At 66.0% G+C, this 25,693-nt stretch carries 26 protein-coding genes and 1 tRNA gene; 11 read left to right on the forward strand and 16 right to left on the reverse strand.

Features of this window, described 5'->3' with window-relative positions; genetic code table 11:
• Positions 1–8: 8 nt before the first annotated feature.
• A complete protein-coding gene (locus ACQY4S_RS24700; protein ID WP_428487835.1) occupies positions 9–1,247 on the reverse strand; it encodes a type II secretion system F family protein in 1,239 nt (412 codons plus the stop codon).
• The gene (locus ACQY4S_RS24705) at positions 1,244–2,941 is read right to left on the reverse strand and encodes a GspE/PulE family protein (RefSeq protein WP_428487836.1); all 1,698 of its coding nucleotides are present in this window, start codon (positions 2,939–2,941) and stop codon (positions 1,244–1,246) included. The genes ACQY4S_RS24700 and ACQY4S_RS24705 overlap by 4 nt, the downstream gene beginning before the upstream one ends.
• A gap of 99 nt (positions 2,942–3,040) precedes the next feature.
• Here ACQY4S_RS24705 and ACQY4S_RS24710 point away from each other — a divergent pair, with 99 nt between their 5' ends.
• The 8 genes from ACQY4S_RS24710 (at position 3,041) to queE (ending at position 9,198) form a co-directional block, all read left to right on the forward strand.
• Complete coding sequence (locus ACQY4S_RS24710) at positions 3,041–3,817, forward strand: prepilin peptidase (RefSeq protein ID WP_428487837.1); 777 nt, start codon at positions 3,041–3,043, stop codon at positions 3,815–3,817.
• A complete protein-coding gene (locus tag ACQY4S_RS24715; RefSeq protein WP_428487838.1) occupies positions 3,818–4,153 on the forward strand; it encodes a hypothetical protein in 336 nt (111 codons plus the stop codon).
• A 93-nt stretch (positions 4,154–4,246) separates the two neighbouring features.
• On the forward strand, positions 4,247–4,699 hold the full coding sequence (locus ACQY4S_RS24720) for a GspH/FimT family pseudopilin (RefSeq protein ID WP_428487839.1): 453 nt from the start codon (positions 4,247–4,249) through the stop codon (positions 4,697–4,699).
• 194 nt (positions 4,700–4,893) lie between these two features.
• The gene (locus ACQY4S_RS24725; protein WP_428487840.1) at positions 4,894–5,781 is read left to right on the forward strand and encodes a ferritin-like domain-containing protein; all 888 of its coding nucleotides are present in this window, start codon (positions 4,894–4,896) and stop codon (positions 5,779–5,781) included.
• A 351-nt stretch (positions 5,782–6,132) separates the two neighbouring features.
• On the forward strand, positions 6,133–7,125 hold the full coding sequence (locus tag ACQY4S_RS24730; RefSeq protein ID WP_428487841.1) for a PilN domain-containing protein: 993 nt from the start codon (positions 6,133–6,135) through the stop codon (positions 7,123–7,125).
• The gene (gspM, locus tag ACQY4S_RS24735) at positions 7,122–7,715 is read left to right on the forward strand and encodes a type II secretion system protein GspM (RefSeq protein ID WP_428487842.1); all 594 of its coding nucleotides are present in this window, start codon (positions 7,122–7,124) and stop codon (positions 7,713–7,715) included. The genes ACQY4S_RS24730 and gspM overlap by 4 nt, the downstream gene beginning before the upstream one ends.
• Positions 7,712–8,233 (forward strand): hypothetical protein, encoded by a 522-nt coding sequence (locus ACQY4S_RS24740; protein WP_428487843.1) that lies wholly within the window; start codon positions 7,712–7,714, stop codon positions 8,231–8,233. Before gspM ends, ACQY4S_RS24740 begins: the two co-directional genes overlap by 4 nt.
• Before the next feature lie 350 nt (positions 8,234–8,583).
• Positions 8,584–9,198, forward strand: coding sequence for a 7-carboxy-7-deazaguanine synthase (gene queE / locus ACQY4S_RS24745; RefSeq protein WP_428487844.1), 615 nt, complete (start codon positions 8,584–8,586; stop codon positions 9,196–9,198).
• A gap of 212 nt (positions 9,199–9,410) precedes the next feature.
• Here the strand turns inward: queE and ACQY4S_RS24750 are convergent.
• From ACQY4S_RS24750 to ACQY4S_RS24780, 7 genes are all read right to left on the reverse strand, one after another.
• Positions 9,411–9,486 (reverse strand) — tRNA-Lys (locus ACQY4S_RS24750).
• Positions 9,487–9,667: 181 nt separating this feature from the next.
• Complete coding sequence (locus ACQY4S_RS24755) at positions 9,668–10,168, reverse strand: peptidylprolyl isomerase (RefSeq protein WP_428487845.1); 501 nt, start codon at positions 10,166–10,168, stop codon at positions 9,668–9,670.
• 21 nt (positions 10,169–10,189) lie between these two features.
• Positions 10,190–10,690: a peptidylprolyl isomerase gene (locus ACQY4S_RS24760; RefSeq protein ID WP_428487846.1), complete on the reverse strand. Its 501-nt coding sequence runs from the start codon at positions 10,688–10,690 to the stop codon at positions 10,190–10,192.
• 119 nt (positions 10,691–10,809) lie between these two features.
• A complete protein-coding gene (gene coaD, locus ACQY4S_RS24765) occupies positions 10,810–11,343 on the reverse strand; it encodes a pantetheine-phosphate adenylyltransferase (protein ID WP_428487847.1) in 534 nt (177 codons plus the stop codon).
• Positions 11,336–14,110 (reverse strand): DNA gyrase subunit A, encoded by a 2,775-nt coding sequence (gene gyrA / locus ACQY4S_RS24770; protein ID WP_428488492.1) that lies wholly within the window; start codon positions 14,108–14,110, stop codon positions 11,336–11,338. Before gyrA ends, coaD begins: the two co-directional genes overlap by 8 nt.
• Positions 14,111–14,330: 220 nt before the next feature.
• Positions 14,331–14,957 carry an NADPH-dependent F420 reductase gene (locus tag ACQY4S_RS24775; protein WP_428487848.1) on the reverse strand — a complete coding sequence of 209 codons (627 nt, stop codon included), beginning with the start codon at positions 14,955–14,957 and terminating at the stop codon, positions 14,331–14,333.
• Between the two features lie 24 nt (positions 14,958–14,981).
• Positions 14,982–15,587, reverse strand: coding sequence for an FMN-dependent NADH-azoreductase (locus ACQY4S_RS24780; RefSeq protein ID WP_428487849.1), 606 nt, complete (start codon positions 15,585–15,587; stop codon positions 14,982–14,984).
• A 149-nt stretch (positions 15,588–15,736) separates the two neighbouring features.
• Here ACQY4S_RS24780 and ACQY4S_RS24785 point away from each other — a divergent pair, with 149 nt between their 5' ends.
• Entirely contained in the window at positions 15,737–16,633 is an 897-nt protein-coding gene (locus tag ACQY4S_RS24785) for a LysR family transcriptional regulator (RefSeq protein ID WP_428487850.1), read from the forward strand.
• 411 nt (positions 16,634–17,044) lie between these two features.
• Here the strand turns inward: ACQY4S_RS24785 and hemE are convergent, their stop codons facing one another.
• From hemE to ACQY4S_RS24820, 7 genes are all read right to left on the reverse strand, one after another.
• Positions 17,045–18,106 (reverse strand): uroporphyrinogen decarboxylase, encoded by a 1,062-nt coding sequence (gene hemE / locus ACQY4S_RS24790; protein WP_428487851.1) that lies wholly within the window; start codon positions 18,104–18,106, stop codon positions 17,045–17,047.
• 158 nt (positions 18,107–18,264) lie between these two features.
• The gene (locus ACQY4S_RS24795) at positions 18,265–19,098 is read right to left on the reverse strand and encodes a nucleoside phosphorylase (RefSeq protein WP_428487852.1); all 834 of its coding nucleotides are present in this window, start codon (positions 19,096–19,098) and stop codon (positions 18,265–18,267) included.
• Between the two features lie 264 nt (positions 19,099–19,362).
• Positions 19,363–20,001 (reverse strand): PqiC family protein, encoded by a 639-nt coding sequence (locus ACQY4S_RS24800; protein ID WP_428487853.1) that lies wholly within the window; start codon positions 19,999–20,001, stop codon positions 19,363–19,365.
• Positions 20,002–20,051: 50 nt separating this feature from the next.
• The gene (locus tag ACQY4S_RS24805; protein WP_428487854.1) at positions 20,052–21,020 is read right to left on the reverse strand and encodes an MlaD family protein; all 969 of its coding nucleotides are present in this window, start codon (positions 21,018–21,020) and stop codon (positions 20,052–20,054) included.
• Positions 21,017–21,838 (reverse strand): ABC transporter ATP-binding protein, encoded by an 822-nt coding sequence (locus ACQY4S_RS24810; RefSeq protein ID WP_428487855.1) that lies wholly within the window; start codon positions 21,836–21,838, stop codon positions 21,017–21,019. The genes ACQY4S_RS24805 and ACQY4S_RS24810 overlap by 4 nt, the downstream gene beginning before the upstream one ends.
• Positions 21,835–22,983 (reverse strand): ABC transporter permease, encoded by a 1,149-nt coding sequence (locus tag ACQY4S_RS24815; protein ID WP_428488493.1) that lies wholly within the window; start codon positions 22,981–22,983, stop codon positions 21,835–21,837. The genes ACQY4S_RS24810 and ACQY4S_RS24815 overlap by 4 nt, the downstream gene beginning before the upstream one ends.
• 184 nt (positions 22,984–23,167) lie before the next feature.
• The gene (locus ACQY4S_RS24820) at positions 23,168–23,974 is read right to left on the reverse strand and encodes a transglutaminase domain-containing protein (protein WP_428487856.1); all 807 of its coding nucleotides are present in this window, start codon (positions 23,972–23,974) and stop codon (positions 23,168–23,170) included.
• A 259-nt stretch (positions 23,975–24,233) separates the two neighbouring features.
• Between ACQY4S_RS24820 and ACQY4S_RS24825 the strand changes: the two genes are divergently transcribed.
• Positions 24,234–25,076, forward strand: a complete 843-nt coding sequence (locus ACQY4S_RS24825) for a transglutaminase-like domain-containing protein (RefSeq protein WP_428487857.1) — start codon at positions 24,234–24,236, stop codon at positions 25,074–25,076.
• A gap of 9 nt (positions 25,077–25,085) precedes the next feature.
• The gene (locus tag ACQY4S_RS24830; protein WP_428487858.1) at positions 25,086–25,619 is read left to right on the forward strand and encodes a hypothetical protein; all 534 of its coding nucleotides are present in this window, start codon (positions 25,086–25,088) and stop codon (positions 25,617–25,619) included.
• The last annotated feature ends 74 nt before the right edge of the window (positions 25,620–25,693 follow it).

Consider the following 25,693-nt stretch of genomic DNA (forward strand, 5'->3'; position numbering starts at 1 on the left):
GATGCGCCTCATCCGGACGCGAGATTGTTCAGGCTGAGCATGGCATTCATCAGCGACGCGACGATCCCGCCGACCGCGACACCCATCAGGATCGTCATCGCCGGCACCAGCAGGGAGGTCAGCCGCTGCGTCGCCAGCCTTGTCTTCTCCTCGTGGATGTCCGCGGCACGCAGCGCGGTGGCGGCAAGCTGCGCGGTTTCCTCACCCAGGCGCAGCAGATGCACCGTCCGGGCCGGGAAGACCCTGGCGGCTTCCAGTTCCGGTGTCAGCGATCCGCCGCCGCGCGCGGTCAGGGTCGCTCGCTCCACCGCCGCCCGCGCCGCCCGGTTGCCCATCGCATCGCGCACGATCCCCAGCGCCGGGATTAATGAAACGCCGTTCAGCAGCAGCGTGCCCAGCACGCGGGTGAACCGCGCCGCCAGCATCTCCTTGGTCAGTCCGCCGATCACCGGCAGGCGCAGCAGAATGCGATCCACCACCAGTCCGACGGCGTTCTGCCGCAGCGCCGCGCGGCTGAACATAACCGCCGCGATGATCGCCAGCAGCATCAGCAGGCCATTCGCCTGAACGAAGGCCCCCGCCGCGATCAGGAACTCGGTGGAGGCCGGCAGCGCCGCGCCGCTCTGCTCGAACATCGGCACGAACTGCGGCAGCACCTCGGTCAGCAGCAAGGTCACCGCGCCGATCATCGCGACCAGCAGGACGGCGGGATAGATCATCGCCGAGGTCACCGTGGACGCCAGCGCGCGCTGCCGGTCCAGCAGGTCGGCGATCCGCGTCAAGGTCGGCCCCAGGTTGCCGCCGGCTTCCCCGGCGCGGACCAGTCCCACGTGCATCGCCGGAAAACTGCCGGGATACCGCGCCATCGCCGTGGACAGCGGGCTGCCATCGCGCACCGCGTCGCGCAGCCCGTTGACCGTCGGTCGAACCCGTGTGGGCGCGGTTTCCTGCATGTAGCGCAACGCGCGGTCGAGGTCCTGGCCGGCGGACAGCATCGTCGCCAGCTCCCGGATCAGGTCGGCGACATCCTGCTTGCGCAGATTTCGCCGGCCACCCAGGTCGATGTGCAGCAGCCCGGTCCGGCGCGCGGCCCCAAGGAAACCAGCGCTGTCGGCCGGTTCGGCGCGCAACGGCATGGTGCCCTGACGCTGCAGCCGGGTGATCACCTCGCCCTCGGTCGCGGCGTCCATCACGCCGGCAAGCCGTTCGCCGTTGGCGCCGATGGCGGTATAGCGGAACGTCGTCATGCGTCCGCCCGCAGGCTGCGGGTCAGCTCCTCGATCGTCGTCTCACCCGCCAGCGCGGCAAACAGGCCGGCGTCGAACATCACCTCCATCCCGCTGGCGACGGCCGCCCGCTCGATGCTGGCGTGGTCGGCGCGGGCGAACACCAGCCGCTCGATCTCCGGTGCCATCTCCAGAAACTCCGCGATCGCCGCTCGGCCGCGATAGCCGGTCTGCCGGCAGGCCGGGCAGCCGACGGCGTGATACAAGATGATGGGCCTGGCCGTGGTGCGGCGATCCAGCTTGAACCGCTCGACCAGTTCGGGCGCCGCCGGCTCGGGCTGCCGGCAGTCCGGGCACAGCCGGCGGATCAGCCGCTGCGCCATGATGCCGCGCAGCACGGCGGTCAGCAGGTAGTCCTCCACCCCCATGTCGCGCAACCGGGTCACCGCCGCGGCGGCCGAGTTGGTATGCAGCGTGGACAGCACCAGATGCCCGGTCAGCGCCGCCTGCACGGCGATCTGCGCGGTCTCGCCATCGCGGATCTCGCCGACCATGATCACGTCCGGATCCTGCCGCAGGATGGAGCGCAGCAGGTTGGCGAAGTTCAGCCCGATCTGCGAGCGCACCTGGATCTGGTTGATGCCCTGAAGCTGGTACTCGATCGGGTCCTCGACCGTGACGATCTTGCGGGTGACCGCGTTCAGCGCCAGCAGCCCGGTGTACAGCGTGGTGGTCTTGCCGCTGCCGGTCGGTCCGGTGACCAGCACGATGCCGTTCGGCAGCTCCAGCGACGCCCCCAGCTTGCGGATGACCGGCGGCGACAGCCCCAGGCGCGCGTAGTCGAACACCACCGCCGTCCGATCCAGGATGCGCAGCACCACCGTCTCGCCATGCAGCGACGGGATCGTGGAGACGCGGAAATCCACGTCCTGGCCGCGCACCGCCATCTTGATGCGGCCGTCCTGCGGCATGCGGCGTTCCGCGATGTCCAACCGCGCCATGATCTTGATGCGGGAGGTGATCGCCGGGGCCAGGTTGCGCGCCGGCGATTCCGCCTCGTGCAGCACGCCATCATAGCGATACCGCACCCGCAGCCGGTCCTCGAACGGCTCGATATGGATGTCGGAGGCCTGCGTTTCCACCGCCCGTGTGATCAGCAGGTTGACCAGCCGGATCACCGGCGCCTCGCTGGCGAGGTCCTTCAGCCGTTCCGCATCGTCCTCCAGCGGCGCGTCGCCATCGGCGCCCTGGGTCGCCTGATCGGCTTCCGGATACAGCCGGTTGAGCGCGGTTTCCAGTTCGATCGGCACCGCCACCTCCAGCCGCACGCGGCGTCCGGTGGCGGCCGCGACGGCGGCCTGGGTAAACCGGTCCAGCGGGTCGGCCGCGGCCAGGGTCAATGTATGCTCATCCGCCGCGAGCGGCACCGCGCGGGCATGGCGCAGGAAGGCCGCGCCTAGCCGGTCGGGCAGCACCGGTTCGGCCGAAGGATAGCGGTCGCTGGCGGTGATCGGCACCGACAGCAGGCTGGCATAGGCGTCCGCCAGGCCGCGTTCCGACACCAGGCCAAGCTGGATCAGGACCGCGTCCAGCCGCTGATCGGAGTCCGCGGCAACCCGCCGGGCGCGATCGAGTGTCCTATGGTCACAATTGCCCTGCCGCACTAAGATGTCGCCCAATGCGTCAAGCTGCTGATCGGTGACGGTGGTCCCCATTCAAGTCGCCTTCCTGTCCCCGCGACTTCGAATAGGCCGTCGGCCGGGCCGCGGGCAAGTGACACGTCAGCGATCCACCAACTCGGCGAAGGCTGTCAAGTGATCGGCATCGAGGCGCCCGCCTGGCTCTGGCCGCTCCTGGCGGCCCCGTTTGTCGGCAGCTTCATGGGGGTGCTGATCATCCGCCTGCCCGCCGGCGCGCCAGTCGTCTTCAGCCGCTCGGCTTGCCCCCACTGCGGCACCCGCCTGAATGGGTGGGAGCTGGTTCCGCTGGCCAGCTTCGTGACGCTGCGCGGCCGCTGCCGCCACTGCCGGCAGCCAATCGGGCGGTTTCATCCAGCGGTGGAACTCGCCGCGGTCGTGGTCGCGGCCTGGGCGGCTCTGGCCGATCCTGATCCGCTCCGGCTATGGGCGGATTGCGGCCTTGGGTGGAGCTTGCTGACCCTGGCCTGGATCGACTGCACCAGCTTCCTGCTGCCGGATGTGCTGACCTTGCCGCTGCTGCTGGCGGGACTGGCGCTGACGCTCGACATGCAGCCGGAGGCACTGACCGACCGCTGCCTCGCCGCCATGTTCGGCTACCTGTCGTTCCAGGGACTGGCGTTCGCCTACCGTCGGCTGCGCGGCCGGCACGGCCTGGGCGGCGGCGACGCTAAGCTGCTCGCCGCCGCGGGCGCCTGGTGTGGGCTGGCGCTGCTGCCATTCGTGATCCTGGGCAGCGCGGTCGCCGGCTTGCTCGCGGCTTTGGGACTGGCGCTGACCGGCCGGCCGGTGACATCCAGGACACGTATCCCTTTCGGCCCATGCATCGCGGTGGCCTTCTGGCTCGCGTGGCTGCATGGCGGCCTGCTGGACCAGTTACTCGGGAGGCCATAGATGAAACGATGGTTGGCGCCGGTTGCCGTGCTGGTCGCATTCGGTGCGGCGGGACCCGCCTCCGCCGGAGAGGGCGGCTCGGTTTGCCGGCAAGGGTCGGTCGTTGATGAGATGAATCGCGAGATTCGCGATGGCAACTATTACGACAGGATCGATCCCAAGCTCGTCACCGAGACACCCACAGCCGATCCGAATGTCGTGCGATGCCAGGTTTGTGTCCAGTCGGCGCCCTACAACACGACGCGCTTCGGCGATCAGCCGATCCGACAATGCGTGCCGCATGGGTTCGATATTCAAATTCTGCCGAGCGGGTTTGTCGTCCACAACCTGAAGTGAGGCCTGGAGCGTGATCGCCTGAGGCTGATCAGTCAGAAGGCGTGAATCAAGCGATCAAATAAGTTACTAGACCATGATCGGACACTGACGATAATGCAACAAGACGATCATGGTCTAGTGGTGCGGGTGCGCGGCGGCCGGACAAGCCAGACGGGCTTTACCTTGCTCGAGATGATCGTGGTCATCATCATCTTGGGTCTGGTCGCGGGCCTGGTGCTTGTCCGCCAACCCTGGCACAGCGCCGGCCTGAATGCCGACGCCACGGTCCGGGCGCTGACCTCGGCGCTGCGGCTGGCGAGATCCCGCGCGATTGCTCAGGATCGCGATGTCTCGGTTGCAACAAATAGCCAGTTCTTTACCCTCGATAGCGGGCCGCCTTGGGTACTACCGTCCGGTGAGGCGCTCAGCGCGTCGCAGGTGATCTTCATGCCGGACGGCGGGTCCTCCGGCACGACGATCGTGCTCGCCGCCGGACCGCGGCGGATCGCCATCGCCGTGAACTGGTTGAACGGACGCGTGCTCACCCGGGAACTGGACATTAAGTAAAATAGTTTCGAATTCTGTTTTTCTCTGTGCGATGGCCAGGCTTTACTGTACGTTTTCGTGACTATTTTCCTCCGGTGGCCGATAATCCAATGGCCGCTTACCCCCGTATCGCTGTCGTGGCTGATCGGCTGAGTAACCTTACAACCGGGCAGCAACAAAAGCTTCATAAAGCCAAGTGCGGGAACAACAAAGCAATGCAAGACCATGATGAGGCGGCCACACGCTCGCTCGTGTCCGATCGCCGCAAGCTTCTTCGTAATGCCGGCCTGGGGACAGCCTTCGCCGCGGCCTCGGGACTAGGCCTGTTCAGTTCAACGGGTGCTAAGGCCGCCACGGCGCCGACGGATGCCGATATCCTTAACTTCGCGTTGAACCTGGAGTATCTGGAAGCGGAATACTACCTGTTCTCGTCGTTTGGCGTTGGCCTGTCCGCCGCCGACATCAATGGCGTGGGCGCCACCGGCAACGTCCTCGGCGGCAGCGCCGTGCCGTTCAAGACCCCGGCGCTGCAGCAGATCGCCGAGAAGATCGCCAATGACGAACAGGCACACGTCCGGTTTTTGCGTGCCGCCCTGGGCCCCGCGGCTGTCGCCCGCCCGACCATCGACCTGGTCAACAGCTTCAACACGCTTTGGCAGGCGGCGGGCCTGATTGGTCCCGGCCAGACGTTCGACCCGTTCGCGAATGAACTGAACTGGCTGCTGGGCGCCTACGTCTTCGAGGATGTCGGCGTGACCGCATACAACGGCGCGGCACCGTTGATCACGTCCAAGACCTACCTCGGCGCCGCGGCCAGCATTCTGGCCGTCGAAGCCTATCACGCCGGCAGCATCCGCACGCTGCTGTTCGAGGCGCAGCAGGGTCCCGCCACAAACGCGATTTCCAAGGTACGCGCCACGGCATCCGGTGTGGCGGACGACCAGGGCGTGGTGTGGAGTGGTGTCGCCAACATCACCCCGACCGACGTCAACGCGCTGGCCTTCAGCCGGACCACGACGCAGGTGTTGAACATCGTCTATCTCGGTGGCGCCAGCGGCGGTTATGGGTTCTTCCCGCAGGGCTTGAACGGGGCGATCGCCTAAGCGCTGCCGTCGCTTCGACCGCACCCGGCCGGCACGCCGCCGGCCGGGCGAGGTTAGCCTCTCGCATTCGCGACTGGTGTTTCCTGATCGCTCCGGCGATGCTGTCGCGCGACGACGGGCGCGTGATCGCCTGAGGCTGTCCAGTCAGAAGGCGTGATCACGCAATCGAACAAAAAGCGTGATGGCCCGAGGCTGCTCAGTCAGAGGGCGTGAATCACGCGATCAAGCAAGGAGCGTGATCACCTACAGGCTGCTCAGTCAGCAGGCGTTAATCGAGCGTTCAAACAAAAAGCTAGACCATGAGCGGACATCGGCGATAATGCGACCTCAAACGGTCATGGTCTGGAGCCAATGCTGGCCAGCTTCTTCTCCTGGTGGCTCGCTCGTATCACTGAGTTGCTGCCAGGTTCCTGGACCAACGCCGCCGCTGGTGCATCGGACGGCATTGTTGTTGCCATGCAACCGAACCATGACCTTGTGGCAACCATGCGCCGCAAGGGACGGCACGATGCGCTGACGCTGGGCATCGCGGCTCGGCTCGCGAGCCGCAGGCCGGTGTTGCTGCGCCCTCCGCCGGAAGCCGTGCTCGAGAAGCAGCACGTCGTGCCGACCGCCCCACGGCGGGAGCTGACGCAATTGCTCCGGCACGAACTTGAGCGCGTCACGCCGTTCACCGCGGACGCCGTGTTCTGGAACTGGGATGGCCGTCCCAAGGCCGGCGACAGAAGCCGCACCGTCGTCACCCTGACGATGGTTCCGAAAGCCGCCATGGTGCCGGCCCTGGAAGCGCTCGCGAACCTTGGCATCCAGCCGCGTTTCATCGAGGTCGGTCCGCTGGAACGACCCCGCCTGCTGGCCATCAAGGATGGCGTCGAACGCTCCGCCAGCTATCTGCTCATACGCGGCCTGGCCTGGAGCTGCGTGGGCCTCGCGGTCGTCGCCCTGTTCCTGCCGGTCCTGCTGCAGGAACTGGCCCTGCATTCGACCGAAAGCGCCATCGATAACCTCCAGCCCACGATCACGCAGGTCGAGACACTGCGCCGCAACATCAACGCCGGGGGCGCCGGGCGCGAGGTGCTGGCGCGGGAGATGCAACGCACCGGCGACGTGCTCCAGGTGCTCGCCACGGTCACCCGCATTCTTCCGGACGACACCTACCTGACCGAGTTTTCCTTGCGTGACCGGCAGATGGTGCTCAGCGGACGATCGGCGGCGGCGGCCCGGTTGATCACCGGCCTGTCAGCGGATCCGACGATCCGCGACGCCGCTTTCTCGGCGCCGGTTACCCGTATCGAGGGCGCCACCTCCGATGTGTTCTCGATCCAGGCGGGCATCGCGCCATGATCCCGAATGCCTGGCTGAGCGGTCGGCGTGGACAGGCACTCGCGGTTGGCATCGGCCTCGTCGCCCTGACGGTGGTCTGGTTCGGCATCATCGATCCCGCGCTGTCGTGGTTCAGCGGCCGCCAGGCGCTGCTGCAGCAACGCCAGGAACTGCTGCTGCATATGCGCGATCTCGCCGCGACCCTGCCGTCGCTGCGGACGGCGGCGGCGGCCGACAGGCACGATGGCAGCGGCATGGCGGCGACCACCATGCTGCCGGGCGACTCGGACGCCGTCGCGGCGGCGGACCTGCAAGAGCGCGTGCAGAAAATGGCGGCGGACGCCGGTGCCAGCCTGACGGCGGTGGAAACGCTGCCGCCAGCCCCGGCCGCGACAAGCTGGCACAAGGTCACCCTGCGCATCAGCCTCAGCGCATCCTGGCCGGTGTTGATGACGCTGCTCCGCGCGATCGAGCAATCCCCCACGCGCATCCTGATCGACGACGTCCGCTTCCGCAGCCCGACCATCGTGGCCCATCCCCTGGTGTTGCCGATCCAGGCCTCCATGGTGCTGTATGGGTTCCGGCCCGCGACTCCCGGTGCCGGTACATGATCGGGGGTGCGACAGCGGGATTGAGCCTGCTCGCCCTGGCACTGAGCGGCACCATCGCATTCGAACTCGCGCACCGCGACACCAGGCCGGTGGATGCGCCCGCGGCACCCACGCATGCGCCGAATGCCGCGACGCGAACCCAGGTGACGCCGTCGCGCACGGAGATTGATCGTCGGCTCAGCGAGATCCTGGCACGCCCGGTCTTCAGCCCTGATCGCAGGCCGGTCGACTCCGGCACACACAGCGTCGCCGGCCTGTCCCGGCTGACCGGGATTGTCGTGACGGGATCGCGCAAGATCGCCATCTTCGCCGCACCCTCGGGCGAACAACCGATCGTCGTGGAAGAAGGTTCGCACATCAACGCTTTCGAGGTGACCTCCATCACCAGCGCCGGCGTGACCGTGGTGGGTCCGGGTGGTTCGGCGGTGATGACGCCGGTCTTCGATCCCGCGCCACCCAACGCTCCAAGACTCCAGGTCCCCTTGCGGCAGGAACTGCCCAGGGCACTGAAAAAATAGCGCCAGCGCCCTTGCCACGGCGAAATCTGATCTCGAACGACACGGGCTTCTCGCGCGCAGGCAGGGCGCGTCATAGCGGGCCTCGGTCCGCCTTGATCGGCTTGTGCAGCGTGACACCGCAAGCCGTGGATAGCATCCTGCGTCCGCCACCGCTGATATGATACCAAGCGCCATACAGGTTGACCAATCGGCGAGACGGCCGCAACCGTCATGCCGGGCGCAGGCCCCATACCGGTTCGGATAGCGCTCTGAAGGCGGCATTTTCGCCCTGCGTCATGGTGGGCCAGGATGCCAGGCAAGGTTCCGCCGAAATGGCTGGTCCATAACGCCCTAGCAATGGAGTTCATCACTTGACCTATACTGTGAAGGAAATCTTCCATACCCTTCAGGGCGAGGGCGGAAACATCGGATCGCCTGCCGTGTTCATCCGCTTTGCCGGGTGCAATCTCTGGTCGGGCCGGGAGCATGACAGGGCGACGGCCACGTGCCAGTTCTGTGACACCGACTTTATTGGCGGCAAGCGATATGCCGCTGAGGAACTGGCGGATGCCGCGGCGGCGCTATGGCCTGGCGACAAGAACCGGCTTGTCGTGCTGACCGGCGGGGAGCCCGCGCTTCAGGTCGACAGGCCGCTGGTGCATGAACTGAAGCGCCGCGGCTTCCGGGTGGCGATCGAGACCAACGGCTCAATCGATCTGCCTCCAATGGGAATAGACTGGACCTGCGTCAGCCCCAAGGCCGGCGCGCCGCTTCGGGTCACCGTGGCGGAAGAGGTCAAGCTGGTATTCCCCCAGGCCGGCCTGATGCCGGATGCTCTCCCGGCGATGCGGTCGCTCCATCGCTGGCTGTCTCCGATGGATGGCCCGGCGATCGAGGACAACATCCGCAAGGCGGCGGCCTACTGCCTGGCGCATACGGAATGGCGGCTGACCATCCAGGCACACAAGGTGTGGGGTATCCGATGACCGCTAGAGCAATATCAGCCTGACTGGAATAGCGAAGCGATCTCAGGCTGATGAAATTGCTCGTGAAATACAGCTAGAGCGGTTCCACGCTTGGTGGAACCGCTCTAGATAGGACATCCGGTCACCGTCCGATACGACACGATGAACCACACGGCTTCAGCCAAGCAACGCCCTTGATCCGGTAAGGCCGCTTCCGCAATGGCATGCAAGCTTGGTGAGCCCGGTGGGATTCGAACCCACGACCCCAAGATTAAAAGTCTCGTGCTCTACCAACTGAGCTACAGGCTCTGCCCGAAAGCAGAAGTGACGCGCGCTTTGAACGCCAAGCGGGTCCGCGGGTCAAGCATCACGCGCGGGTCCTTTAGAGCGTGATCGCCTGAGGCTGACCCAGTCAGAAGGCGTGAATCACGCGATCAAACAATGAGTTAAAGCGCGATTCGTGGGTCAACCTAAACCAATCGCGCTTTAATCACGCCGCGTCGGCGGCGATTGACATCTTCTCGATCCGGTCCGGGTCAGCCACCGTCCCACCGCCGCCGCTGCCGCGCTTGATCTGATCGACCAGATCCATCCCCTCCTCCACCTGGCCCCAGATCGTGTACTGGCCGTTCAGGTGCGACGCCGGCTCGAACATGATGAAGAACTGGCTGTTGGCGCTGTGCGGGCTTTGCGAGCGCGCCATGCCGCAGGTGCCGCGCACGAACTTCGCCTTGTCGCTGAACTCGGCGCGGATGTTGTCCATCTCGCTGCCGCCGGTGCCGGTGCCGGTCGGATCGCCGCCCTGCGCCATGAAACCCTCGATCACGCGGTGGAACGGCGTGCCGTCATAAAAGCCCTTCCGCACCAGCGTCTTGATCTGCGCCACGTGCATTGGCGCGATGTCCGGCCGAAGCTGGATCACCACCCGGCCCTGCTTCAGGTCCAGGTAAAGCGTGTTCTCCGGGTCAGGTGTCGACTTCGACTCGCTCATGCTGATCTCTCCTTGCAACAATTATTTGACGTCCGCCGCGACGCGCATATGGATGATGCGATCCGGCTCGCCCACCACCTGTCCGTTCGGACCGGTGCCGCGCTTGATTTCATCCACGTAATCCATCCCGCGCACCACTTGGCCCCAGATCGTGTACTTTCCATCCAGCGATGGCGCCGGCGCGAACATGATGAAGAACTGGCTGTTGCCGCTGTCCGGCGAAGCGGCCCGCGCCATGCCGCAGACGCCGCGCACGAAGTGCCGCTGGCTGGCCTCCAGCGGCAGGTCCGGCAGCTTGCTGCCGCCGGTGCCGGTGCCGGTCGGATCGCCGCCCTGTGCCATGAAGCCTTCAATGACCCGATGGAACGGCGTGCCGTCGTAGAAACCCTGGCGGCACAGCGTCTTGATCCGCTCGACGGTCTTCGGCGCGACATCCGGCAGAAGCTGGATCACCACCCGGCCCTGCTTCAGGTCCATGTAAATGGTATTGTCCGGGTCGCTGGTCTGCGCCCAGGCAGACATCCCACCTGGCACGCGAGCCAGGCCAGAGCCCGCAACGGCAACTGCGGCGCAAGAAACAATCAGGCTGCGGCGTTGCATACGCCCTCCTTCAGGTGGACACGGAAAATTAGTTGGCCGGTTCAGCCCTTGATGCGCTGGATGACCCGCCGGTGGGTCAGCGGCGGCACGAAGGACGAGATGTCGCCGCCCAGCCTGGCCACCTCCTTGACCAGGCGCGACGCGATGAACTGGTGCGTCTCGCTCGCCATCAGGAACACCGTCTCGACATCCGGCGCCATGCGATAGTTCATGCCGGCCATCTGAATTTCGTAATCGAAGTCCGACACCGCGCGCAGCCCGCGCACGATCATTGATGCGCCGACCTTGCGGGCGAAGTCGACCAGCAAGGTGTCGAACGGGATCACCTCGATGACCATGCCGTTGCGGCTGGCGATCGCCGCGATCTCCGCGGTCACCAGCTCGACCCGCTCGTCCAGCGTGAACAGCGGATCCTTGCCGGTACTGATCGCCACCCCGACCACCAGCTTGTCCAGCAGACGCGCCGCTCGGCCGATCACATCGAGATGACCGTTGGTGACAGGATCAAAGGTGCCTGGATACAGCCCGATGCGCGTGGAGCGTTGGGCCGGGTGCTGGGACGCCTGTTCAGCCATGATGTTCGTCCTCGGGCGGGGGCGGCGCTTCAGCGTCATCCGGCAGGCCTGCATCAGGCACGCCACCAGGGGAGTCGGCCGGGGGATCAGCTTCCTCGACCTCGTCCTCCAGCACCGGAAACACGCTGGTGACGTGCTCGCCCGCGTCGACTCGGAACAGCGTGACGCCCATCGCCTGCCGGCCGGTAATGCGGACCTGGTCGGCCGGCACCCGGATCAGCCGCCCGATGTCGGTGACCATCATCACATCGTCGCCCTGCCGCACCGGGAACGTCGCCGCCACCGCCTTTCCGTTCCGCGGCGCCAGCGTGATGTTGCCGATGCCTTGCCCGCCGCGTCCGGTCACCCGGTATTCATACGCGGACGAGCGCTTGCCAAACCCCATGTCGGTCACCGCCAGCAGCATCTCCTCCGCCGCTTCCAGTTCGGCGAAGCGGTCGGCCGACAGCGTGACCTCGGCGATCGGTTCGTCCGATTCCAGCGCCGGCGCGGCCTCCGCCTCGTCCTCGCCGTTACCGCGGCGCCTGGCGTTCGCCGCCCGGATATACGCCGCCCGCTCCGCCATCGTCGCTTCCACATGGCGCAGCACCGACAGGTTGATCACCTCGTCGCCGTTCAGCAGCTTGATGCCGCGCACGCCGGAGCTGTCACGGCCGGCGAACACCCGCACCGTGTCGTCGGACAACTGGAAGCGGATGCAGCGGCCCTTGCGGGTCGCCAGCAGCACGTCGTCACCCTCCCGGCAGGTGGCGACGCCGATCAGGTGGTCGCCCTCGTCCAGCTTCATCGCGATCAGGCCGGAGGCCCGCACATTGCGGAAGTCCGACAGCCGGTTACGGCGCACGTTGCCGGACGCCGTGGCGAACACCAGGTGCAGGCTCTCCCATAACGTCTCGTCCTGCGGCAGCGGCAGCACCGTGGTGATGGTATCCGCGCCCAGCTCCGGCAGCAGGTTGACCAGCGCCCGGCCCTTCGCCGTCGGCGCGGCCTCCGGCAGCTTCCAGACCTTCTCCCGAAATGCCTTGCCGCCCGATGAGAAGAACAGCACCCATTGATGGGTATGCCCGTTGAAGCTGCGCGTCACGATGTCGTCGCCCCGCGTGGAGGCGCCCGACCGCCCGCGTCCGCCCCGGTTCTGCGCCCGGTAGGTTTCCAGTGATGTGCGCTTGATGAAGCCGTCGCGGGTGATGGTCACCACCATCTGGCCCGGCTCGATCAGGCTTTCGTCGGCCTGGTCGGCCAGCGCATCGGCGATGTCGGTCATCCGCGGCGTGGCGATCTGCTGGCGTGCCTCGGTCAGTTCCTCGGTCATCACCTCCATGCGGCGGATGCGCGAGCCAAGGATGTCCAGCAATTCGCGGATCTTGCCGGCGACCTCGGTCATCTCCGCCTGGATCTTCTCGCGTTCCAGCCCGGTCAGGCGTTGCAGCCGCAGGTCCAGGATGCCGCGCGCCTGCTCCTCGGTCAGCCGCACCGTGCCGTCAGGCGCGATGACGTTGCCGGGTTCGTCGATCAGCGCCAGCAGCGCGCCGATGTCCTCGGCCGGCCAATCGCGATCCATCAGCGCCACCCGCGCCGAAGCGGCATCGGGACTGGCACGGATCAGCCGGATCACCTCGTCGATGTTGGCCACCGCGATCGCCAGGCCAACCAGGTTGTGCGCCCGGTCGCGCGCCTTGTTCAGGTCGAACCGCGAGCGCCGGAGGATGACCTCCTCGCGAAACCGGATGAACGCCAGCAGCGCCTCGCGCAGCCCCATCTGCCTGGGCTGGCCGTCGTCCAGCGCCAGCACATTGATGCCGAAGCTGGTCTGCAACTGGGTGAAGCGGAACAACTGGTTCAGCACCACTTCCGGCGTCGCGTCGCGCTTCAGCTCCATGACGATGCGCATGCCGGAGCGATCGCTCTCGTCGCGCATCTCGCCGATGCCCTCGATCACCTTGCCGCGCACCAGTTCGGCGATCTTCTCGATCAGCGTCTTCTTGTTCACCTGATAGGGGATTTCGGTGACGATGATCGCGATGCGGTCGCGGCGGATCTCCTCGAATTCGGTGCGCGCGCGGATGGTGATGCTGTCCCGTCCGGTCTCGAACGCCTGGCGGATGCCGGAGCGGCCGATGATGATGCCGCCGGTCGGAAAATCCGGTCCTGGGACGATCTTCATCAGCTCGTCCAGGGACGTATCGGGATCGGCGATCAGCGCCAGCGTAGCGTCGACGATCTCCGTCGGATTGTGCGGCGGGATGTTGGTCGCCATGCCCACCGCGATGCCGTTCGCCCCGTTGATCAGCAGGTTGGGGAACTTCGCCGGCAGAACCAGCGGCTCACGCTCCGACTCGTCGTAGTTTGGCTGGAAGTTGACGGTGTCCTTGTCGATGTCCTCCAGCAGCAGTGCCGCCGACTTGGCCAGCCGCACCTCGGTGTAGCGCATCGCCGCCGGGTTGTCGCCGTCGACCGAGCCGAAATTGCCCTGCCCGTCGATCAGCGGCAGCCGCATGGAGAAGCTTTGCGCCATCCGCACCATGGCGTCATAGATCGAGGCGTCGCCGTGCGGGTGGTACTTGCCCATCACGTCGCCGACCACGCGGGCCGACTTGCGGTAAGGCTTGTCCGGCGTGTAGCCGGCTTCATGCATGCCATACAGGATGCGCCGATGCACCGGCTTCAGCCCGTCACGAGCGTCCGGCAGCGCGCGCGACACGATCACGCTCATGGCGTAATCGAGGTACGAGCGGCGCATTTCCTCTTCCAGGGTGACCGGCTGCATGTCGCCGTGCGGACCGGTCGGGTCCAGAGGCAGGTCTGGTATGTCGCTCAAGATTCGCTCTGTTCGTTGGTCGCAGCCGCTCAGCCAACGGCTGGCTCGGACACGATCTGGTCGGCGCTAGATAGGCCGATTCAGGCCCTGTGGCGAGGGGGGAAGTTGACCAAGCTGTTGTTTGAGTTTCTGCCACGCCCGCTGTCGATCCATGTTAGAAAGACGCGGCTCAACGGAGTCGCTGAACGAGGTTTAGATCGAGGCCGGACAATGGCGCGCCGACCTGATGGAACGCCCCGCCCTTGGCAAGCGTCCCGAGGTCGATTGCTGCGAAACTAGCGCTGTCGATCAGATCGACCACGATCTTCTTAGCCTCACCATCATCTCCTGACGTAAAAACGACGGTTCTTGGCTTGTTTGGTGAAAAGTCTTGTATCCATGCCATGGGAATGTTGCTGATCGACTTCACCAGACGGGCGCCGGGCGCCATTTCGGCAACCATCTCGCTGGAAGTTCGCCGCTTCAAGGCGGCGGCCGATTTCGCCACGCCTTCAAGGCTGATATCGGGTTTGTCGTCCATGTGAGCGTTGGTCCCGTCCACAAGTATCCGCCCACGCCAATCGACGCCCTTCAGAGCTTCGGGCACGCTTGTCCAATTGGTCGCGAGGATCACGACATCGCATTCCACCGCCTGCTGCTTAGTGCCCGCACTGGCGCCGGGGCCGAGATCGGCCACGAGTCCGGCCAGCGTCTCCGGCCCCCTCGAATTGGAGATGACGATCCTATGGCCCGCATTGATCAAATGACGGCCAAACGTCGCCGCCACCTTACCAGCGCCGATGAATCCGATCTTCATGCAAACTTCTCTGGACATAGCTAATCAAGCCGCTGCGGCTAAGCTGACCACTTCACCAAACGACTCGACTGCCGTCTCTCCCGTCATTCCGGCACGCGCGCGGTCGGCGAGGATGATTTCGACGTCCGTGATCCCGATCCATGCCAACACCTGGCGAAGATAGTCGCTGGCCCGATTGAAGCGTTCGACCGGCGAGCCCGGACTGAAGTTGCCGCCGCTGGCCAGGATGATGGTGGCTTTCTTGCCCGTGAGCAGTCCGACGTTGTCGGAGGACACGGTGACGCCGACCCGGACGATATGGTCGATATAGGCCTTCAGCACAGCCGGAAGCGAGAAGTTGTACATCGGCGTGCCAATGACGATGTGATCGGCGGATTTCAACTCGGCGACGAAATCATCGGAGACCTTGATCGCGGCGGCGCTTTCCGGCGAATGCTGTTCGGGCGGCGTGAAGGCGCCACCGATCCAGTGAGCGTCCACGAACGGCAGGTGAGTTTTAATCAGGTCCCGATCACTGATCTGACCGTCGGGATGCCCCGATCGCCATTTCTCGACGAACAATTCCGTGAGTTTGCGGGACGTCGAATGTTCGTAGCGGGGACTTACGGTGATGGCGAGAAGCGTTGGCACTTTGGTTCTCCTTTGATGATGAAACAGGGATCTCACGGCGGCGACACGCGATTTGGTCAGACGGCAAATAGCGGCCCGGCACAGAATGGAGCTGCCGCCTCGGCAAAAAAACTGGTGAAAGTTGGTCAATGTCCATCTAGAAAGTAGATATGGATGGCTTTACGCTCGACCAAATTCGAATCTTCCTAGCTGTCGTCGACGAAGGCAGCTTCTCCAAGGCGGCGAAAAAACTGAACCGCGCGCAGTCGGCGGTGACCTATGGGGTCCAGAAACTCGAAGCGCAGACCGACACGCCGCTGTTCGACCGTACCGCCTATCGGCCGACCTTGACGGAGGCTGGGCGCACGCTCCTGATCCGGGCGCGGCGTGTTGCCGAAGAGACCAGCGCCTTTCGCAACGTCGCGCGGAGTTTGGCAAGCGGCCTCGAGGCCGCGCTGGCCATCGTGCTGGACCCGATGTTTCCAATGCCGCCGGTCGTCGACGCGTTGAGAGCCTTCTCCGAAAGGTTTCTAACCGTCCCTCCGCGCATCTACGTTCAGCCTCTCGGCGCGGCTGCGGAACTGCTGCTTGACGGAACCGGCGTGATCGGCTTGCTCCCCCTCATCTTCAGCGATATCGCGGCTTTCAGGAGCTTCCCTTTACTGACCATCAACCTGATCCCGGTTGTGGCGCCGGGCCATCCGCTCGGGACGATTGAAGGGCCGATCGAAACCCACGTTCTGCAACAGCACGTCCAACTCGTGTTGACCGATCGCTCGGCTCTAACCGTTGGGCGCGACCATGGCGTGCTATCTCGACGAACCTGGCGCTTGGCGGACCTCGGCGCCAAACAGTCGATGCTCCTGGCCGGGCTTGGGTGGGGCAATATGCCCGCGCACCTTGTCGACGATGACATCGCGCGCGGGCGACTGAAGGTGATTCGGCCAACAGAGTTCGACGCCCAGGCCGCCCAGATCGTGATGGGCGGCGCTTACCTCGCCGACCGCCCGCTAGGCCCGGCGGGGCGATGGATGGTCGAGCATCTTTCGGCTGCTGGCAGAAACTAGAACGGAACGGATGGCCACGTGTTCACAGTTTCTCATGGCCGCGAGGCGGGCATCAGTGATAGACTGACGTAGCATTCACTGGACGGCGCGGCATGATCTGTCGCCTTCCGACGGCTTGTTACAGTCAGCGGACACCCGGCGAATGTCCGCAATTAGCCGGTCGGGAGCTGTCCTTCTGCCTGGCTTTGCAAGCAACGGTCGCCAGCTTGACTGTCCACAAAACGCATCGGTTGTAGGGTGACCTCCTCGGCATGCTCTGGCGAGTTGCACAGGCCGGGCGACAGCCTGTCATCCGCTACGTCCGTCACACGATGGAACAAACTTCGGGGACAGGATAATAGCTTCTTACTTGATCACATGATTTACACCTTTGCGAACAGCGCGTCCCACGGTTCGCAGTGCGACCATACTCTACGAACGCCACGCCCGCACCTGCCTCACCAGCGCGTCCACGTGCTCCGGCGGGGTCGTTTTCAGGATGCCGTGCCCAAGATTGAAGACGAACGGACCGTGGCACGCTGCCTGAAGAATGCGTTCAACCTCGGCTGTCATCGGCTCGCCACCAGCCACCAGCATCTGAGGATCGAGGTTGCCCTGGATGCAGCGTCCCAGGTCACGCTGAATCTTCTCCGCCGCCCAGCCCAACGGCACGGTGCTGTCCAGGCCGAGGCAGTCGGCCTGCGTCGCCTGCAGGTAGCCGTCATAGAGCAGCCCCGCCGCCCTGGGGAAGGCAATGACCGGGATCGTGGGATGCTTCACCCGAAGTGCCTGGATGATGCTGGCGACCGGCTGGATGCACCATCGCCGGAACAACGGCTCCGGCAGGATTCCCGCCCAGCTCTCGAAAAGCTGCACGGCTTCGGCGCCCGCCGCGATCTGCCGCTCCAGGAACTCGATCGCGGCTGTCGTCAGCAGGTCGATAAGCGGTTGGAACCCGTCCGGGTCGCTCAGCGCCCATTGCTTGATAACGGCATGTTCGGACGCGCCGCCGCCACGGCCCTCGACCATGTAGGTCGCAACCGTCCAGGGCGCGCCCGCATAACCAATGAGCGTGACGTCCGACGGCAGGGCAGCCGAGAGACGCCGGACGGTCTCGTAGATCGGCGCCAGTTCGTCGTGCAGACGGGACAGGCTGAGGTGTTGCCGGATGTCCTGCAATGACCGGATCGGCGGGCTGAGCACCGGTCCGTCACCTTCCCGGTACGCAAGCGCCTGCCCCAATGCGGCGGCCAGTTGGGGAAGGTCGGCAAACAGGATCGCGGCGTCGAGCCGGAAGCGACGGATCGGTTGAAGGGTGACCTCGGCGGCATGCTCTGGTGAGTTGCACAGCCCGAGCATCCCGCCAGCGGCTTCCCGCGTGACGTGGTATTCCGGCAGGTATCGTCCAGCCTGCCGCATCAGCCAGATCGGCGGACGTTCCGTCCGTTCGCCGGCGAGCGCGCGCAGCAGCAATTTTTTCGGGAAAGCGTTCACGCGGTTGCCTGTCTTTCCGGGTTCCACCGTTGGATATCCCACTCCGGGCCGGTCACCAAGTTTCAGGCGCCTTGTCCGGTGCGCCAGCGGGAGGCAGGCCTGACGAAATGAAACACCTCAGGTCCGCCGGTCGAGATGGCCGCCGAACGATCAGCGCCTCAGGAGCCCGCCACCGCCGGCCGGTCTCGCCACGACCGCAGGACGATTGCCAACGCGTCCAGGGCGGCCGTGCTGCCGTCGGCCTCGCCCTTCTCGAAATCGCCCTCGAACTGCGCCATCCGGTTGGTGACATGGGCAAGGCAGAGCACCGCGACATCCCGCGCCTGCGCGAACGCATACAGCGCCGCGGCCTCCATTTCCACCGCCAGCACACCTTGCCGGGCCGCCGAAGCGATGGCTTCGGCGGTTTCGCGATAGGGCGCATCCGTTGTCCACACCGCGCCGCGCAGGATCGGCACACCGGCGGCGACAAGGCTCCGTGCGGCCTGTTCGGCAAGCTCCGGACGGACATGCGCGAACGGGTCCGCGGCCGGCAGATAGTGGTAGCTGGTGCCTTCATCCCGCAGCGCCCGGTCGATCAGCACGAAAAACGCGGCCTCCGGCAGGTCCGCGCCAATACGACCGGCCGAGGTAACACTCAGCAGCAGCCGGCAGCCGGACGCGAACATCTGTTCGGCCGCCAGCACCGCGAACGCCCCGCCGACCGCGCATCCGACTATTCCCACCCGCTCACCCGCCAGATCGAAGGTCAGCATGTCGGTATGGTAGCAGGCCCAGCCCGGAAATGCCTGGCCGCGTCCGTCGGCCCGCAGCGCCCGGACGATGTCGCCGTCCGGATCAAGAATGCAGACCTCGGGCACCGGCTGGTCGGGCAGCCGACGCTGCCGCCGAACCTCCCGCATCAGGTTCTCCGGCCGGAACACCGCCGGTGCGGCGTGGTGCTTGTTGCCGAGAATGGGCGGCAGACCCGCCGCGGGCGCATTGTCGTTCATACCCGCCGTCAGCTCGTTATCCCGCGGACGCGATAGGGGCCGCCTGGCACGACGTCACGTCCGGACCTGCCCGGCACCAGGGCAAATGCCCAGGCCGGCCGATCCGGCACGCAATCCGCCCCGAGTAGTCGGTGCGATCGCGACCCGCCGAGGAGCGGCCCGTTCATGCCGGCTTTGTCATGAAGATCCCGGGCCGCCGCCTCCCCAGTCGTCCATGCCCTGCTTGTGGGGCCTGTCCATTGCGCGGACTGGTCTGGGCGCGGTTCACGTCCCTTGACCCGGCCGGCTCAGGTCGATCGCATCGGCTAGCCGGTCCACCAGCATCCCCTCCAGCGTCACGACATCCTGGTCGGCCGCCACCGGCCCGGTGACGCTGAACAAGCCGCGGTCCCGTCGCGTGGGCCGCGCGGGGTCGCGTGGCACGATCAGCCAGTTCGCCGCCAGCGTCGCGACGCCCTTGGGGGTCACGTCCAGGCGGCTGATGCTGACCAGCACCCGGTCGGTCGGCGCTTCGGTCTGCGGCCGGTCGGTGACCAAGGCATCCGGCCGGCGTGCGGCCAGCCGGCTCGTCAGGCGGTCGGTGATGCCGACCGAAAGCCGGCTCGCCCAGCGCCCGGTCTGGCTTCGGCGCAGGATGCTGCCGTCGCGGACGTTGATGTCCTCGGTATCGAGTTCATCCGGAACGGCCACCCGTGCGACCTCGATCACCACCGGCCTGGCGCCGAGTGGAGACGCGTCTGCAGCCTGCGCCGGGGCGCCCAGCGTATAAAGCGTGAGCGGCGGCGCGGCGCACCCGGCGGGCAGCAGCGCGGCGCAGCCGAGCATCACGAGGCCGGCAACGGCGGCGTATGATCGGCCTGAGGCGCGCGGTGTGACGCGGCTGCCATTAAAAGCGCGAGGCACCGCCGCGGACGACGCATCTGTCGATCGAGAGTGATCCGGCCGCAATACCCTCACGGCCGGCGGCCGGTCAACAGAAGCTGCGGATTATGCTCGATGTCGTTGGCGAAGCCGCGCAACGAGGCCGTGGCGGCCGCCAGATCAGTCAGCGTCGACTCGATGTTGGTGCGCGCCGTCCCGCGGCTGGCGGCCAGGCCCTTCAGCTCACCCAGCAGATCGCGCACCTGCCGCATCGACTGGTTGGACGACGCCAGCAGCGTGTGCAATTCCGCGCCGCGCTGGGTCAGTTGCCGGTCGCTGGTCATCGCCACCCGGTTGATCGCGCCGAGGGTGACGTCCAGCCGCGACTGCAACGCGCCGACCGCCTGGCTCGCCGCCGCCACCGCCTGCGCCGACCGGTCCGCGGTGGTCCGCAGGCTCTCGACCAGCGGCGGCAGGTCCTGGTCCAGCTTCTCCGTCAGGCCGCGCAGGCTCTGCAAGGTCGCGTCGGTGTTGTCCGCCAGTTCGCGCAACGGCAGTTGGCTGAGTTGTTCCCTGGCTCTCTGCAGCGTGGACTGACGGGTCGGAATTTCCGGCAGGCTGGTGATGTTCGCGTGCAGCACCGGCGCCGACTCCGGATCGAAGTCCAGGTCGATCTCCGCCTGACCGGTGACGAAGCTCTGGGTGTTCAGTTGCGCCCGCAACCCCAGCGTGATCAGTTGCGACAGGTCGATCGGCGCTGCATTGCTATGCCGCTCGACCACCGCCCGCCCCGGCTCGATCCGCACCGTGACCGGGATATACGCGATGTGGGACTCCGGATCGAACTGGATGGCGATGCGCTCCACCGCGCCGACCGGAACGCCGCGAAACGTTACCGGCGAGCCCACCGACAAGCCGTTGATCGAATCCTGGAATACCACCGCCGCCCGGATGCTCGGCTTGAACAGGTTGAAATTGCCGAACAGCACGATCGCCGCCAGCACCAGCACGGTTCCGCCCAGCACGAAGGCCCCGACCGCGGTGTTGCGCTCGACGGTCATGCCAGCAGGTCCCGTCCGGCCGCCGAACCGACAGCCGAAACCTCGCGCCGCTCGCGCCGCATGAACGCCGCCACCTGCGGATCGCGGCAGCGATCGCGCAACGCCGACGGCGATCCATGCGCAATCACCGTCTTCGTCCCCGCATCCAGAAACACCCCATCATCCGCGATGGCGAACAGGCTTGGCAGCTCGTGGCTGACAATGACGATCGTCGCACCCAGACCATCGCGCAGATTGAGGATCAGGTCATCCAGCCGGCTGGAGGTGATCGGGTCCAGCCCGGCCGACGGCTCGTCAAAAAACAGCACATCCGGGTCGAGCGCCAGTGCCCGCGCCAGCCCGGCGCGTTTGCGCATGCCGCCGCTCAGTTCGGACGGAAGCTGGTCGATCGCCGCCTCCATGCCGACCAGGCCAAGCTTGAGCCGCACCATCCGGCGGATGGTGGCCGGGTCCAGGCGGGTGAACATCTGCATCGGCAGCGCCACGTTCTCCCCAACCGTCAGCGCGCTCCAGAGGGCCGCGCTTTGAAACAGCACGCCGAAACGGCGGCCGATCGCGGTGCGGCGGGCCTCGGTGCCCCCCCAGTAGTCCTCGTTCTGCACCAGGATGCCGCCGACGCGCGGGCGCAGCAGACCGATCATGCACTTCAGCACCGTGCTCTTGCCGCAGCCGCTGCCGCCCATCACCGCGAAGATGCTGCCGCGCCGCACATCGAAGGACAGGTCGTGCTGGATCACCTTCGGGCCGAACGCCAAGGTCACGCCGCGCACCGACAACAGCGCATTATCGCCAGCGGTGGCCAGCCGAGGATTGGTCATAGCCCCACCACGTCCGCCAGAACCGCGAACACCGCGTCCAGCGCGATGACGCCGACGATGCCCATGACGACCGCCCGCGTCGCCGCCACGCCGACATCGGCGGCACTGCGGCCGGCCTTCAGGCCAATGCGGCAGCTCGTCACGCCGATCAGGATGGCAAAGGCAATGCTCTTGACGAAGCCGAAGGCGAACTGGTCCAGCGGCACCGAGCCAAGCGTCTGGTTCAGGTAGCCGGCACCGGTGATGTTCAGCATGCCCAGGGCCACCACGAAGCCGCCCACCATGCCGACCAGGCAGCCATACAGGTACAGGAACGGCATGGTGAAGACCAGCGCCAGGATCGACGGCAACAGGATGTAGTCGGCGACCGGGATGCCGATCACCGTCAGCGCATCGATCTCCTCGTTGCCCTGCATGGTGGCGATGCGCGCGGCATAGGCGCCGCCGGTGCGTCCGGCCATGATGATCGCGGTCATCACCGCGGCCATCTCGCGCACCACGGCCAGGCCGACCAGGTTGGCGACGTATATGTCGGCGGCGAACTTGCGAAGCTGCACGGCGCCGACAAACGCGAGGATGGCGCCGATCAGGAAATTGACCACGCTGACGATGATCAGCGCGGACGGTCCCGCGTCGCGGACATTGCCAAGCAGATCGACCCGCCGCATGCGCGCCCGGCCGGCCAGCGCCAGCACGCCGCCTTTCGCGGTGGTGGCCAGCAAAGTCGTCTGGACGCCAAGTTCGCTCAGCAGTCCAAGCGTCCCGCCGCCGATCCGGGCCAGTGGCCGAAAACCCCGCCGAACGTCGGGCCGAACCGGTGGAAGCGTGTCCGGCAGCAGCTCCAGCAGCGTCCGGGCAGACGCCGGCAGCGTGCTGCCGTCGACCGCCACGCCCGCCGTCATGGCCGAACGCTTGGCGTCCCACAGGAACGCGATCAGCCCGGAGTCCCAACGGCCGATCCCGGTGATGTCGAACGTCAGCGTCCGGCTGGCCGCCACCTCCGCCAGGGGCTTCGTGGGAAACACCGGAATGCGGCCGGACTGCGCGATCCAGTCGCCGGACAGGGCAAGGACACTGCTGCCGCTGGCGTGAAGGAGCTGCCATGCCGGCGGCAGATCGGACTGGGGCGGCGGCCTGTGGGGCAGCGGGCTGCGGGGCGATCGTGTCAGGTGGATGTCTTCAATCCGCGTCGTTCGGCATTCTTCGTGTCATGGCCGCCGGAACCTGTCCACCTGGATTTGCGAACGAGGAACTAGCGCGAGTTAGCCACCATCATCCAATCCCATCATGGCGGGAGCAGCCCGCTACCGGGGCGCAGGCAACCCAAACCTATCTAACCTCCTCCGTCACGACATCAAATCCCGCCAGGATGCTCGGCCCGAAGATCGTCGACAGCGCCACGTCGGTGGCGTCACGCCCGCGGGCCATCAGGATGCGGCCGATGCGCGGAAAATTATGCCGAGCATCGAAGGTGTACCAGCGGCCGCCGAGGTAGGCCTCGAACCACGCGCTGAAGTCCATCGGCGCATCCGCCGGCGGCACGCCGATGTCGCCGAGGTAGCCGGTGCAGTAGCGGGCCGGAATATTCATGCAGCGGCACAGCGTCACCGCCAGATGGGCGAAATCGCGGCACACCCCCCGCTGCTCGATGTTGCCGGACGCGGCACCGCGCGTGGCATCTGCGTGATGGTAGCCGAACTCGATCCGGTTGTGCACATAGTCGCAGATCGCCTGCACCCGCCCCCATCCCGTCGGGCCATTGCCGAACAGCGACCACGCGAGATCGCTCAGACGATCCGTCTCGCAATACCGGCTGCCCAGCAGAAACACCAGCACGTCGTCCGGCAATTCCTCCACCGGATGCTGTACGGCGTCCGGAACAAACGCATCCGGCGCGCCGGAATCGCGCACCGTGAACGCCGCGGAGATGCGCAGCCGACCAGCCGGTGCGACAATGCGATGGCAGATGTTGTCGAACCCGTCGCGATACTCGCTGGCACCGATCGGCGGGTCGAAGACGATCCGGTGCGGGCCGGCCACATCATCCATGCGCGACGGATGGACGCTGAGCGAAAGCAGCATCGGCGTGGGCTGCGCGCATTCATAGGTGATGTCATAGCCGGCACGGATCTGCACGGATTGGGTTCCTTCAAAGACACTCAAGGCTGGCGCGAACGCCAGGGCGGGACAAGGGCTCTGGCGGGACAAGGGCTCTTGTCACGCATGCGTGACTCCACACACGTTGCATCGTATGTCCGCACACGTGTCATACAGTAAACCCGTGTGCTCACACGATGGCGCGAGGTCCGGCGAAAGGCCATGATTCTCGTCGGACCCTCAAGTTCGGCGTACCAGTTAGCGCCGCGACATGACCGTTCGCCGAGGTAGCGCGATAATGCAATTTTCAGTGTCCAGCAAGCTGGGGTATCGCGTGCAAGCCCCCACACCCTTCGTCTTCAACGTGCAGGCGACGCGATTCCGCGGGCAGACCGTCAGCACCGAGAGCCTGTCCATTCAGCCCGAGATACCTATCGAAAGCTGGACCATGCCGGAAAGCGGCAACCGCTATTTTCGCCTGATCGCGCCGCCTGGCGGCTTCACGATCTCCTACCAGGCCACCGTGCGGATCGCCCACCCGCTCGAGAACCCCGCGCTGGTGCGCGAAGTGCCGCCAGGCGAGTTGCCGTTGAACGTGCTGACCTACCTGTATCCCAGCCGATACTGCCAGTCGGACCGCCTGGAGCGGTTCGCGCGCCGCGGCTTTGGCGCGCTGCCGCCCGGCTATCAGCGGGTGGCGGCGGTTTGCAACTGGATCCACGACAACGTGGACTATGAAAGCGGCGCCTCGGACGCGCTGACCTCGGCCTTCGACACTGTCAGCCAGCGCGCCGGCGTCTGCCGCGACTTCGCCCATCTGGGCATCGCGCTGACCCGTGCGCTGGGCGTTCCGGCACGCTATGTCAGCGCCTACGCTTGGCGGTTGCAGCCGGCGGATTTCCACGCCGTGTTCGAGGCCTTCCTGACCGGCCCCGCCGGCCCCGGCTGGTACCTGTTCGACCCCACCCGGATGGCCGCGCCCGAGGGGGTGGTGCGCATCGGCATTGGCCGCGACGCCGCCGAAGTGGCATTCTGCACCCAGTTCGGGGTCATGGCCTTCGATAAGCCGGAGGTCAGCATCAACGGCCCCACGGACGCACCGCCGGCGACGACGCAGGCGGTCCGCACCCAGGACGCGTAAGGAGCTTACATGGCAGACAGCATCGACGACATCGGCCGCCGGCACGGCTTAAGCGACGAAGCGACGCGCGTGGCGGCGGAGGCAATCCGTCACGGCGGCGGACGCATGGCGCAGTTCAGCCACCCTGAACTCGGCGGCATGGGCCAGTGGTCGGCGGGCGGCATGATCATGATCGGCGACATGTTCAACCATTCGCTGAAAGGCCGCGTCCAGGCCTTGTGCAACGACCTGTCAGGCATCGTCGGTTCGCAGCCGCCAGCAGTGGCTCACGCGGCACCCTACGGGGCATCCGTAAGGAAACCATCCGATTGGTGGCCGTCGGATCTTGGGCATCCTTCGGCCACCGGCGCGCAGAACGAGATGCGCTACGCCTGCTTCCCGGATCGGCGGCGGCTGGCGGTAATGCGGGACGGCGATACCAAGGTCTACGACACCGGCGATCAGCGGATCAGCGGCTTTTCCCAGCAGCAGAGCGGCGGCCAGACGCTGGTGTTCACTAGCCAGAACGGCACCGTCCGGCTGGACGCGCTGAAGCTGGCCTGAGGAAACGATGCTTCAGGCGCGAGGCATTGTCAGGACACCGGCGGCTGCCGCATACACAGGATCGCGTTCACGGT

Origin of the sequence: Rhodopila sp. (assembly GCF_965276935.1) — a bacterium.
GTDB lineage: Bacteria > Pseudomonadota > Alphaproteobacteria > Acetobacterales > Acetobacteraceae > Rhodopila.